This is a genomic window from Erythrobacter sp. R86502 (assembly GCF_042466465.1).
Lineage (GTDB): Bacteria > Pseudomonadota > Alphaproteobacteria > Sphingomonadales > Sphingomonadaceae > Erythrobacter.
This window is the reverse complement of record NZ_JAXHCJ010000001.1, coordinates 606,249-618,684: the sequence shown is the minus strand read 5'-3', so window position 1 is coordinate 618,684 and position 12,436 is coordinate 606,249. Positions and strand designations below refer to the sequence as shown.

The 12,436-nt window shown below is 64.7% G+C and carries 12 protein-coding genes; 6 read left to right on the top strand and 6 right to left on the bottom strand.

Going from position 1 to position 12,436, the window contains the following annotated elements:
* Positions 1–22: 22 nt before the first annotated feature.
* Complete coding sequence (locus tag SJY33_RS02960) at positions 23–577, top strand: septal ring lytic transglycosylase RlpA family protein (protein WP_379921051.1); 555 nt, start codon at positions 23–25, stop codon at positions 575–577.
* 84 nt (positions 578–661) lie between these two features.
* Here the strand turns inward: SJY33_RS02960 and SJY33_RS02955 are convergent, their stop codons facing one another.
* The 6 genes from SJY33_RS02955 to SJY33_RS02930 all read right to left on the bottom strand — a co-directional run bounded on the left by SJY33_RS02955 (position 662) and on the right by SJY33_RS02930 (position 7,850).
* Entirely contained in the window at positions 662–1,243 is a 582-nt protein-coding gene (locus SJY33_RS02955) for a hypothetical protein (RefSeq protein WP_379921049.1), read from the bottom strand.
* 124 nt (positions 1,244–1,367) lie between these two features.
* Positions 1,368–1,607 carry a hypothetical protein gene (locus tag SJY33_RS02950; RefSeq protein ID WP_379921048.1) on the bottom strand — a complete coding sequence of 80 codons (240 nt, stop codon included), beginning with the start codon at positions 1,605–1,607 and terminating at the stop codon, positions 1,368–1,370.
* 235 nt (positions 1,608–1,842) lie between these two features.
* Positions 1,843–4,740: an excinuclease ABC subunit UvrA gene (gene uvrA / locus SJY33_RS02945; protein WP_379921047.1), complete on the bottom strand. Its 2,898-nt coding sequence runs from the start codon at positions 4,738–4,740 to the stop codon at positions 1,843–1,845.
* Positions 4,741–5,226: 486 nt separating this feature from the next.
* Entirely contained in the window at positions 5,227–5,994 is a 768-nt protein-coding gene (locus SJY33_RS02940; protein ID WP_379921046.1) for an ABC transporter ATP-binding protein, read from the bottom strand.
* On the bottom strand, positions 5,995–6,993 hold the full coding sequence (locus SJY33_RS02935; RefSeq protein ID WP_379921045.1) for a FecCD family ABC transporter permease: 999 nt from the start codon (positions 6,991–6,993) through the stop codon (positions 5,995–5,997).
* Positions 6,990–7,850, bottom strand: coding sequence for an ABC transporter substrate-binding protein (locus SJY33_RS02930; protein ID WP_379921044.1), 861 nt, complete (start codon positions 7,848–7,850; stop codon positions 6,990–6,992). Before SJY33_RS02930 ends, SJY33_RS02935 begins: the two co-directional genes overlap by 4 nt.
* A gap of 136 nt (positions 7,851–7,986) precedes the next feature.
* Between SJY33_RS02930 and SJY33_RS02925 the strand changes: the two genes are divergently transcribed.
* The 5 genes from SJY33_RS02925 (at position 7,987) to sucD (ending at position 12,422) form a co-directional block, all read left to right on the top strand.
* Positions 7,987–9,150: a cell wall hydrolase gene (locus SJY33_RS02925; protein WP_379921043.1), complete on the top strand. Its 1,164-nt coding sequence runs from the start codon at positions 7,987–7,989 to the stop codon at positions 9,148–9,150.
* Positions 9,151–9,292: 142 nt separating this feature from the next.
* Entirely contained in the window at positions 9,293–9,622 is a 330-nt protein-coding gene (locus SJY33_RS02920; RefSeq protein ID WP_379921042.1) for a hypothetical protein, read from the top strand.
* A gap of 250 nt (positions 9,623–9,872) precedes the next feature.
* Positions 9,873–10,835 carry a malate dehydrogenase gene (gene mdh, locus SJY33_RS02915; RefSeq protein ID WP_379921041.1) on the top strand — a complete coding sequence of 321 codons (963 nt, stop codon included), beginning with the start codon at positions 9,873–9,875 and terminating at the stop codon, positions 10,833–10,835.
* A complete protein-coding gene (locus tag SJY33_RS02910; RefSeq protein ID WP_379921040.1) occupies positions 10,828–11,532 on the top strand; it encodes a hypothetical protein in 705 nt (234 codons plus the stop codon). The genes mdh and SJY33_RS02910 overlap by 8 nt, the downstream gene beginning before the upstream one ends.
* Positions 11,532–12,422, top strand: coding sequence for a succinate--CoA ligase subunit alpha (gene sucD, locus SJY33_RS02905; RefSeq protein WP_379921039.1), 891 nt, complete (start codon positions 11,532–11,534; stop codon positions 12,420–12,422). Before SJY33_RS02910 ends, sucD begins: the two co-directional genes overlap by 1 nt.
* The last annotated feature ends 14 nt before the right edge of the window (positions 12,423–12,436 follow it).

Genomic DNA, 12,436 nt, shown 5'->3' with positions numbered 1-12,436 from the left:
GGTCGCTTTATCGGCCCCCCCCATGTCGACACGACTTCCTATCCGCAGCCACACGGCGCGCAGCACCGCCCGCTTCGGGATCCATGCTCTGGCCATCGCGGGTCTGATCGGCCTCGCGCCGATTGCCGCATCATCGGCAACCACCGCCGAAGCCGAGAGCATGACCCCCTCCCCCGCGACCAGCGCCGCGATTGTCGAGATCGTGCCCGTCCAGCCCGCCCCCGAAGCCGCCCCCATGCAAGCATCGGACGACAACACCGCCGCATCAGCCCCGGTCGAAACCCGGCTTGGCCGCGGCAGCGCATCCTATTACGCCGCCCGGTTCAACGGCCGCCGCACCGCCAGTGGTGAGCGGTTCGACAACAGCGCGATGACCGCTGCGCACCGCACCCTCCCCTTCGGCACCCGCCTGCGCGTCACCAACCCTGCCAACGGCCGCAGCGTCGTGGTGCGCGTGAATGACCGCGGCCCCTTCACCCGCGGCCGCCTGATCGACGTGAGCCGCGCCGCCGCCGACGAACTGGGCATGGTCGCCCGCGGCCACGCCGATGTCGAACTCGCCGTCATCGAAGGCTGATCACAGCGCCCGCGTGTCCGTGTAGGAGACACATGAGACACTGTTCAGGAACCAAAAACCTGAACCACCGCGCGCCGCGCATCGTCAGGCCGCATCGTCACCAAACGCGCTGTCATCAGATGCGAGCGCGCCATCCCAATCGAAGTCATCATCCGCGTCCTCATCCGCATCATCGTCGTCCGCATCATCCCAGGCATCGAACAACGCGGGATTGCGCAGCTGCTCCAGCCGCTCGTCAAACTCCTGCCCTGCGCGCTTGATCGCAAAGGTAGCCTCCAACCGGTCGAGCCGCCCCAGATGCGCCAGCAGCAACCGCGCATCAAAGCGTGTGCGGGTCGCCACCTCCTCGCCGTGGTAGAACACCGCTTCGGTCACTCCGTTCAACGCCCGGTCGGCGAGCACTTCTTCCACCTGCGGCCGCGCAATCAGCAGCGCGGCATCCCACAGCTCGCGAAACGGGGCCGAGGCGCGGCGCAAGCGGTAACAATGCGCCCGGCTCACCCCCGCCTGCTGCGCGGCAGCACGGACATTGCCCCACTGCGACAGCGCCTCCAGAAAGGCCGCCTGCACCGCGGGGGGTAACGCGCCTGCGGCATCGGCGGGCGCCAGCACCGCAAGCGGCGCGGCGGCAGGGGCAATCGGGTTTTCGGTATGGGGGACGGTCATGGGGAAGCATCTCCTGTAACGTGGCGGGAAAAGCGCGCAGACCCGCACAATGCATCGCGCCCGCCTGCGCCCGTATGAGGCGCGGCGATGTTGGCGGTTATGAGAACGAATGCGGGTGCGGGTGTCAGTCGAGGATGGTGCGCTGGCGCCCGAACATCAGCCATTCATTCGCCAGAACAATCGCGCGCGCATCGGCGCAAGCATCACCCCCACGCCCGATCCGCCCCGCATCGACATGCGCCTGCCAGCGCGCCGCAAAGGCAAGACCGGTGGGATCACACCAGTCGGTCGGCCCATCGGGCAACCTGCGCCGTGGGTCAGCAGGCTGCGTATTGACGGGTTCAAGTTCACGAGAGGCAATCATCCGCGTGTCTCCTGCACAAGAGAACAAACGCGCGCCCATGCCGAGCCGCCGCAAGGATGCCCTCTGCCCGCGTCAGGCTGCGGTGAGCCTACGCCGGGCAGGAGAGCGGGTGCGGGCTGCGCGGATGGGTTGGCGCGGGCGGAGGGGTATGGCGATTTGGAGGGTGTAGGAAAGGGGTCGTGTGCTCTGCGGCGCCTTTACACTCCTTCGACAAGCCCAGGACAGGCGTGATTGCCTATCTTTGCAGCAAGGGCGTCAGATACTGCCCCGTAAAGCTGCGCGGCTCCTTCACCACCTGTTCGGGCGTGCCTTCCGCGACAATCTCTCCGCCGCGCACGCCGCCTTCAGGGCCCAAGTCGATGATCCAGTCGGCGGTCTTGATCACGTCGAGGTTGTGTTCGATCACCACGACCGAGTTGCCGCCCTCCACCAGCCGGTGCAGCACTTCCAAGAGTTTGCGCACATCCTCGAAATGGAGGCCGGTGGTCGGCTCGTCGAGAATATAGAGCGTCTGCCCGGTCGAGCGGCGCGCGAGTTCCTTGGCGAGTTTGACGCGCTGCGCCTCGCCGCCCGATAGCGTCGTCGCCTGCTGGCCGACCTTGACGTAGCCCAGCCCCACCTCGTTCAGCATCCGCATCTTCTCGCGGATCGGGGGGACGGCCTTGAAGAACTCCTCGGCATCCTCGATCGTCATGTCGAGCACGTCGGCGATCGAGTGGCCCTTGAACTTCACTTCGAGCGTTTCGCGGTTGTAGCGCTTGCCGCCGCATTCCTCGCAGGTGACGTAAACGTCGGGGAGGAAGTGCATCTCGATCTTGATGAGGCCGTCGCCCTGGCACTTTTCGCAGCGGCCGCCCTTGACGTTGAAGCTGAAGCGCCCCGGCTTGTACCCGCGCGCGAGGCTTTCGGGGAGCCCCGCGAACCAGTCGCGGATCTGGGTGAAGGCGCCGGTGTAGGTGGCGGGGTTCGATCGCGGGGTGCGGCCGATGGGGGACTGGTCGATCTCGATCACCTTGTCGCAATGTTCGAGCCCGGTGATGGCATCATGCGCGCCGGCGATCACCCGCGCCCCGTTCAGCGCCCGCGCCGCGCCGGCCTGCAGCGTGTCGATGGTGAGCGATGACTTGCCTGAGCCGGAAACGCCGGTGATGCAGGTGAAGGTGCCCAGCGGGATCTTGGCCGTCACGCCCTTCAGATTGTTGGCGCGCGCGTTCTTCACCACGATCTTCTTGCCGTTGCCCTTGCGGCGCTTGGTAGGCACGTCGATCTTGCGCTTGCCGGTGAGATAATCGGCGGTGAGCGACCCCTTGGCTTTCAGGATCTGCTTCAGGTTCCCTTGCGCGACGATCTCGCCCCCGTGGACGCCTGCGCCGGGGCCGAGGTCGACGATATAGTCGGCGGTGCGGATCGCGTCCTCGTCATGCTCGACCACGATGACAGTGTTGCCGAGGTCGCGCAGGCGCTTCAGCGTTTCGAGCAGCCGGTCGTTGTCGCGCTGATGGAGCCCGATGCTGGGTTCATCGAGAACATACAGCACACCTGAAAGGCCTGAGCCGATCTGCGAGGCTAGGCGGATGCGCTGGCTCTCCCCGCCCGACAGCGTGCCGGAAGTGCGATCGAGGTTGAGGTAGTCTAGGCCGACGTTGTCGAGGAAGCCGAGCCGCTCGTTGATTTCCTTGAGGATCGCCTTGGCAATCTGGCTTTGCTGCGGGGTCAGCTGCGCGTCGAGAGCGAGGAACCATGCCTTTGCGTCCGACACGCTCATCGCGACGGGGGTGGCGATGTCGGTCATGGCGATCTTGACGCTGAGGGCCTTTTCATTGAGCCGCTTGCCGCCGCACACTTCGCATGCCTGCGCGGTCTGGTACTTGGACAGCTCCTCCTGCATCCACGCGCTTTCGGTCTGCATCAGGCGGCGGTTCAGGTTGCCGATCACGCCTTCGAACGCCTTGTTGACGGTGTATTCGCGGCGGCCATCCTTGAAGGTCAGCGGCACCGGCATCCCGCCCGTGCCGTGCAGGATGATGAGCTTCTGTTCGGGCGCGAGGTCGGTCCAGGGGGTGGTGAGGTTGAAGCCATACGCCTTCGCCAGCGACGCCAGCACCTGCATGTAATAGGGCGACGGCGGGTTCGACTTGGCCCACGGCACCACCGCGCCCTGTTTCAACGTCAGCGCCTCGTTCGGGACCACCAACTGCTGGTCGAACAGCATCTTTTCGCCGATCCCGTCACACGCGGCGCAGGCGCCTTGCGGGGCGTTGAAGGAGAACAGGCGCGGTTCGATATCCTCGATGGTGAAGCCGCTGACGGGGCAGGCGAATTTTTCGGAGAAGACAATGCGGTTGGCGGCGAGGCCTGCGCCCTTCATCGCCTTGCCGGCCTGCGCCTCATCCTCGCGGCCCGGCACCACGCCATCGGCGAGATCGACATAGGCGAGCCCTTCGGCCAGCTTGAGCGCCTGTTCGAAGCTTTCGGCCAGCCGCGTCTGGATGCCGTCCTTCACCGCGATCCGATCGACCACCACTTCGATGTCATGCTTGAACTTCTTGTCGAGCGCGGGGGCATCTTCGATCGCATAGATTTCGCCGTCGATCCGCACGCGGGTGAAGCCGTTCCGCTGCCATTCGGCGATTTCCTTGCGGTATTCGCCCTTGCGCCCGCGCACCACGGGGGCAAGCAGATAAAGGCGCGTGCCTTCGGGCAGTTCCATCACCCGGTCGACCATCTGGCTGACGGTCTGTGCCGAAATCGGCAGGCCAGTAGCGGGCGAATAGGGCGTACCCACCCGCGCCCACAGCAGGCGCATGTAATCGTAAATCTCCGTGACGGTCGCCACGGTCGACCGCGGATTGCGGCTCGTCGTCTTCTGCTCGATGCTGATCGCAGGGCTGAGGCCGTCGATGTGCTCGACATCGGGCTTCTGCATCATTTCGAGGAACTGGCGCGCATAGGCGCTCAGGCTCTCGACATAACGCCGCTGGCCTTCGGCATAGATGGTGTCGAAGGCGAGGCTGGATTTGCCGCTACCCGACAGACCCGTCACCACGATCAGTGCATCGCGCGGCAGATCAATGTCGATCCCCTTGAGGTTATGTTCGCGCGCACCGCGCACCGATATGGTCGTAAGGCTCATGAAGGTGATCTGTTCCGGAAATGTTCGCGTGGGTCAAGAGCGGCGTATCAGGGTTTGCCGCAACAGCGCCTAAGTGGTGATGCGCAGTGCAAGTGCAACGGGTGGAGCGCGGATCGGTTTCCGACACGCAACATTCGCCGAGTACCGCGCTGCCCCATTATGGCGGCGGATCGCCGTAAGCAAACGCAAGACCGATTGCCCATCCCTGACCGGTATTGCGGGCCAATGCGTGGCTTTAATCCTTGGCATGTTTGGCGCCGCGGTATCCCGCAAAACGCACAAAATTCAGAAGCTTTGCCCAGCCGTCCGATTTTCTACCTATGTTTTTCAGGCACTTATTTAAGACTACAGAAAATCTCAAGTCGTCACAGGCGCGCTCTTGGGCAAGGCACATGTGCGCTTCGCGCTTTTGGCCGGGTCCTTTGCAGGGTCGCAACCTGGCCGCACGACGCACCCGGTAGGGGCCGGAACGGAAGAATTTGGCTGTCAGATTTGCCGCTTCATCTGTTCCGGTTCCGCGGCTGCCGCCAAGGCCATGGCACCCGATTGACCCAGCCACTGCGCCCTGACCCCCCAACCCAGTGCAATCACGTCAGGCGACAACGCGGTTGAGGGCGGGCCGTTGGCGATCAAGCTGCCATCCTTCAGCACCAGAACGCGGTCGGCATGGTTTCTTGCGATGGCAAGATCATGCACAACCAACACCACCCCCTGCCCTGCTGCCGCACACGCTTTGAGATGAGCAACAAGGCTCAACTGATGCGCCAGATCAAGCGCAGCCAGCGGTTCATCGGCAAGGATCCAGCGCGGCTCGCCTGCCAGAACCCGGGCAAGCAGCGCGCGTGCGCGTTCACCGCCGGAAAGTTGCCTGATGGGCCGATGGCGCAGCGGGGCAAGCGCCAGCGCGCCAAGCGCGGACTCGATCGCCTCTGCGCCCCTGTCGCGGCGTGGCAGGCGACCAAGCGCGACCAGCGCCTCTACTGCCACATCCCAGGCGATATCGGGCGATTGCGGCAGATAGCCGATGGCGGTTGCGCGGGTTCGGGCAGGAAGTTGCGCCAGATCTTCATGTTCAAGCGCAACCGTTCCGCTTGCCGGTGTCAGCAGACCGGCAAGACCCAACAGAAATGACGATTTGCCCGCTCCGTTGGGGCCGACAATGGCGGTTATGGTTCCAGGTTCAAGCGTCGCCGACACATCGGCAACGACCACGCGCCCGCCGCGCTTCAGGGTAAGGTTGCGTGCCGCTAGCATCTACAACCGCCCGCGCCGCATCCGCAGCAGCAACCAGCCGAAGAACGGCGCGCCGATCAGCGACAGCGCAATGCCAAGGCGCAATTCGGTTACCAGCGGCAAAATGCGCACGATGCTGTCCGCGGCCAGCACCAGACAGGCCCCCGCCAATGCGCTTGGCACAATCAGGTTCGACGGCAGGCGATTGGTCAGCGGACGCACCAGATGCGGCACCACCAGTCCGACAAAGCCGATGATGCCCGCCACCGCCACGCCAGCACCAACGGTCAGTCCCACCCCGACAACCAGCAGCGCGAGCAACCGGCGCGGCTCCACACCCAGCGATCGCGCCGCTTCCTCACCCAGCGTCAGCGCGTCCAGGCTGCGCGCCGACAATGCCAGAACAGCAATCCCGGCTGCGGTAAGCGGCGCGACAATGGCGACTTCGCGCCATGAACGATCTGTCAGCGCGCCATTGAGCCACAGCACGATTTCACTGAGAGCAAAGGGATTGGGCGCCAGCGTGATGGCCAGCGCGGTGAGAGCGCCTGCAAGACTTGCCAGCATCAGGCCCGCCAGCGTGAACAGGGCAATGCCCCCGCCGGCGCCGCCCGCAGCGTCATCCGATGTGCTTCCTGCGATCAACGCCAGTAAGGCCATGCCCGCCCCTGCGCCTGCCAATGCCATGAGCGGGAGGCCCCAAGCCGCAAGCGCGGGCGGAATAGCCGTGCCCAACCAGAAACTAGCCACCGCGCCCAACGCCGCCATCGGCGCAATACCGAACAGGCCGGGGTCGGCCAGCGGATTGCGCAGGTATCCCTGCATCGCCGCGCCTGCTGCGCCCAGTCCGGCACCGATAGTGATTGCCAGCATCGCGCGCGGCAGCCGCAATTCGCCAAGGATCAGCGCAGCATTGGCATGGTCATCGGACCACGGCGCGATCCACACCCGTCCGGCCAGCAGCGACAACGGCACCAACAGCCCCAGCAGAGCCGCAAAGACAAGATTGGCGCGGGTCACAGGCTGCGCTCCGCCTCAGCGCGGATCGCACGCAACCGGGCACGGGCCCTGGGAATGGTCGGCCCGCCGCAATAGAGCAGCGCCGGATCGAACGCAGCAACCTGCATCCCTGGCGATGCCCGCGCCAACAGCGGGTGACGCTGACCCGGCGCATCACCTGCGACCAGCAGCAACTCTGGCGGTTCGGACAGCAGACCTTCGAGCGTAACCCTGTCGGCCTGTTTCAATCCGCGCGCAGCGCCGTGGCTGGCAAAGCCTTCCTGATGCAGCAATTCAGCAATCAGCGTCTGTTCGCCCGCGACGATCTCACCCGGCTGCCACAGCAAGGCGTTGATTGGCGTATGCGATGGCGACGGGCGCGGGGCGGCGGCGATACGGGCCGCCAGCATGGCGCCTTGCGAAGCATGGCCGGCAAGCGTGGCGACCTCGCGCACCTGCGCCGCGCTTTCGGCGATCGTAACCGGGCTGCCGAAGGTTGCGACTGTCAGGCCAGCACGTTCAAGCGCGGTGCGGGTGGGTTGCGGAAGGTAGATCGACGCCAGCACAAGATCGGGCCGCAGCGCAATCACCTCTTCAGCCGTGCCGCCCGTAACGCCGTAGCGCGCTGCCGTTGCAGCCGGGATCGAGCTGCCGGAAGGATCGCGGCTGTAGTGTGACAGGGCCAGCACCTGATCCGGCCCTGCGATCTCGACAAGGATGGCATCAAGGCACGGGTTGAGGCTGACGATCGTGGGCGCGTCACCTGGGGTTCGGCTGTGCGGCGTATCGGGCGCACACGCAGCCATCAGCATCGCTGCCGCAAATGCTGCGCACCGCAAGGCAACTCCCCCCTCAAAGCTGATGCGATTGCGCGCCATGTCCTGCGCGGCGATACGGCGGCTGGCCCGGCGGCGCAACGGGTTAAGGGCCGGTGCGCAACTGTCCGGAAACGGGACGCGGCGGTGCGGCGCGCTCGCCCCGGCGCCAGCGCCCGTCTAAGGCGGCGGCCTGATTATGACATTTTGGCGCCCCTCCCTCCCCCTCAGCGTGACAGCGTTTGCTGGTTGGCCACGGCTGGGCAACACCTGGCGCAAACGGGTTGCAGTGCTGATTGCCGCGATCACCGTGCCCGCCATGGCCGCGCCGGGGATGACAGGCGGCGGCCTCACCACCTTGCCGGGCGATGCGGTAGAAAGCACCGCGGCACTGGCGACCCGACAGGCCGCACGGGCGGCCTTGCCGTTCGAACATCCCGGGATGAGCTTTCCCGGTTCGGCCTTTTTCTACATGGCGGACCCTGCCGGTACGGCTCTGATCGCGCTTCCCACAGACGACCCGCTGGCAACCGGCGCGCAAAGCGGACGCGAACTTGGCGCGCTGATCGATGTTGGTGCAGCAGCGCGGCCATTCTTCTCGCCCGGCACCGGGATCACCCATGCACGTGCCGCGGAATGTCTGGCGCAGGCGATCTGGTACGAAGCCGCCAGCGAAAGCGAAGCGGGCCAGCGCGCCGTGGCGCAGGTCGTGCTGAACCGCGTGGCACATCCGGGCTGGCCGTCTAGCGTGTGCGGTGTCGTCTATCAGGGGGCAGAGCGTTCGACCGGGTGCCAGTTCACCTTCACCTGCGATGGCAGCCTGGCACGGGGGCCATCAGGCTCCGGCTGGGCGCATGCGCAGCGGATTGCCGCCGATGCGCTGGGCGGCGCGGTCTATGCGCCCGTCGGCCTTGCCACGCATTACCATACGCTTTGGGTGAACCCCTATTGGGCACGCACGCTGGATCATATCGGCTCGATTGGCGCGCACCAATTCTATCGCAACCGCGGCGCAGGCGGCCGTTCGGCAGCGTTCACGACCTCCTATGCCGGGCTGGAACCCATAGTCAGCGGCCGCACCACCGGAATGCAGGCTGGCGACACGATCAGCGTCGCAGGAACGGCAGGGCGTCCAGTGATCGCCTACGACCTTGCTCCCGCAGCGCAGCAACGACAGGCTTCGGACCGTATTCAGGCCCCTGCAGCTGCCGCGCTGTCTGCATCGTCCACACCTAGCGAACCCTATGCGGACACGGGTACGGTCAAACCCGCATTTGCCCGCTCAGGTCGGTGGAAGACCCAGCCCGGCGCAGGATCTCCTGTCTCGCCCGCGGCGGCGCCTTCGGAATCGGCCGGTCAATAAGCCGTTGAAAATCGCGCCCCGATACGGTTAAGCGCGTCTCAACCTTGTTGCCACACCAAGCCTTAGCGGCCGACAGTTAAAGCGCCCAAGCCTGGCCGCACGCCAAATGATGCGGTCCTCAGAACGGGAATATTCGCGCTCCATGTCCATCCGATTTGCCTCCGCCAATCACCCTGTCCGCAAACTTGGCTGGCGCGCGGCAGGGCGCGGATTGGTGGCGCCGGCGCTGGCGCGGGCAGCCAATGACAATGCCTTCCCGGACGGGCGCATCGGGGTCGCTGCAACATCGCTCGACCCGCTTTTGACCGATGCGTTGCGGCACTTCGCTATCTACGGGCTGGCAGCCGCCGAAGCCGCCGTCGATGCCGCCGCCGAGGCCGCACGCAGCGGGGACGCGGAGGGGCAAACCCACTGGCTTGCCGTTACACGGATGTTCGATCGCAGACTGGCAGCGCGAATGCTTTGCGAATAGAAAGCGAGCCTTGCCGTTACGGAAGTTGCGACAAGGGGTTTCCCTGAAGCGATCGCTCGAAGTCATTAATGCAACTGCGAACTATTTGCAAAGATTGTTCGTAGCTTGGACCTTTTGACGGTTGCAATCCGATTTACAGCGGCCTACCGCGCCCCATGTAACGGGTGCCATGCCGCTTGGGACGGGGGTTGGCGCCAGCACATGTGCGCGTTTTTGTCGTCCCGATGAATAAGGGAAGGACGTCGACTTCATGGCCCGCAAGAAAATCGCCCTCATCGGCGCCGGTAACATCGGCGGCACGCTCGCCCACCTCGCGGCCCTGAAGGGCCTTGGCGACATCGTGCTGTTCGACGTGGTCGAAGGCGTGCCGCAGGGCAAGGCGCTCGATCTGTCGCAGTGCGGCCCGGTCGAAGGCTTCGACGCCTCCATCACCGGATCCAACGACTATGCCGACATCGCGGGCGCTGACGTCGTGATCGTCACCGCTGGCGTCGCCCGCAAGCCCGGCATGAGCCGCGACGATCTTCTCGGCATCAATTTGAAGGTGATGAAGGCCGTGGGCGAAGGCATTGCTGCCAACTGCCCCGATGCCTTCGTGATCTGCATCACCAACCCGCTCGATGCGATGGTCTGGGCGCTGCGCGAGTTCTCGGGCCTGCCCGCCAACAAGGTCGTCGGCATGGCCGGCGTGCTGGACTCGGCGCGCTTTGCCACCTTCCTCGCGTGGGAATTCGGCGTTTCGGTGAAGGACGTGAACGCCTTCGTGCTCGGCGGCCACGGCGACACGATGGTGCCGGTGCTGAGCTACTCCACGATCAACGGCATCCCGGTTGCGGACATGGCGAAGATCAAGGGCATTTCCGAGGATCGCCTCGGCGAAATCGTCCAGCGCACCCGTTCGGGCGGCGGCGAGATCGTCGCGCTGCTCAAGACCGGCTCGGCCTTCTATGCGCCCGCCACCAGCGCCATTTCGATGGCCGAAGCCTATCTCTACGACCAGAAGCGCATCCTGCCCTGCGCGGTGCAGGTTGACGGCAAGTACGGCGTCGATGGCCTCTATGTCGGCGTGCCGGTGGTGATCGGCGCAGGCGGCGCAGAGGACGTGATCGAGATCAGCCTGACCGACGAGGAAAAGACGAACCTCGGCGTCAGCGTCGATGCGGTCAAGGAACTGCTCGAGGCGTGCAAGGCGCTGGATAGCTCGCTTGCGTAATTCCGCCGCCTTGCTTGCAGTTTCCTTTGCGGTTTCCGCTTGTGGCGAAGGTTCGCCGCAGCCTACCGCATTGGAACAGCTGCAGGGTGGGCAACGTCCCTACACGATCTGGAAATTAGCGCCTGCATCTGTTGACGACGTTTCGGTCGCTTTGGGTGACTGCATCAACGCCGTTCATGAGAGCGAGGATTTTGCGTCATCGTCGAAGAATCTACGTGCGGCTGGCTGGCGGCCTCGCCCCTATCCCGATGATTTGCTGAAATTCGTTGGAGAGGCGGCTCAATACTTCAAGGAAGGCGAGAACAGGTCAGCAGTGGATTCGCAAGGCGATCCAGTGTTGAATCCTGCAAACTGGCCTGAAGTGTTCGAGCGAGCTGACTCTCCGGCTTTGCTTGCGCTTTCGAAGGAAGGTGACGGTAAGTTCTGCTCGGTTCTTGCCCAATCCCCTGAAGAGGATTTCGAACAAATCAGCCGCGCTGTGGCATCTCTTGATCAGGATTTCGCTCCGCGGATCGAAACGCCTCACGGCTTTCGTTGGCAGAACGGCGAAGTCAGCATCACCGAGGACTATGGCGACGGGACCGGTGGCCGCTGGGAGTTTCTGCCGCCTGTATTCGCTCCGATCAAAGATAACACAGCGCCGCCGGGAACACCGGCTGCGAATCTTACCGTCTTTCACTGTAAAGGAACTTGCTAGTGTCCATCCTCGTAAACAAAGACACCAAGGTCATCACCCAAGGCATGACCGGTAACACCGGCACCTTCCACACCCAGGCTGCGCTCGATTACGGGACGCAGATGGTCGGCGGCGTGACTCCCGGCAAGGGCGGCACCACGCATATCGGCCTGCCGCAGTTCAACACCGTGCGCGAAGCCAAGGCTGCGACCGGCGCGACTGCCTCGTGCATTTACGTGCCGCCGCCGTTCGCCGCTGATGCGATCTGCGAGGCGATCGATGCCGAGATCGAGCTGATCATCTGCATCACCGAAGGCATTCCGGTGCTCGACATGGTCCGCGCCAAGCGTGCGCTCGCAGGCTCGAAGTCGCGCCTCATCGGCCCCAACTGCCCCGGCGTGCTGACCCCGAACGAATGCAAGATCGGCATCATGCCGGCCAACATCTTCAAGAAGGGCAGCGTCGGCATCGTCTCGCGCTCGGGCACGCTCACCTATGAAGCCGTGCACCAGACCACCATGGCGGGCCTCGGCCAGACCACCGCGGTCGGCATCGGCGGCGACCCGGTCAACGGCACCAACTTCATCGACGTGCTCGACCTGTTCCTCGACGATCCGGAGACCGAGAGCATCATCATGATCGGCGAAATCGGTGGATCGGCCGAAGAAGAAGCCGCCGCCTTCATCAAGGCTGAAGCCGCCAAGGGCCGCAAGAAGCCGATGGTTGGCTTCATCGCGGGCCTCACCGCCCCTCCGGGCCGCCGCATGGGCCACGCGGGCGCCATCGTTTCTGGCGGTCAGGGCGGCGCGGAAGACAAGATTGCAGCGATGGAAGATGCAGGCATCCGCGTCAGCCCCTCGCCTTCGGAACTCGGCACCACGCTCGCCGCGATGCTGAAAGAAATGGCTTAACTGAATACCGGCCC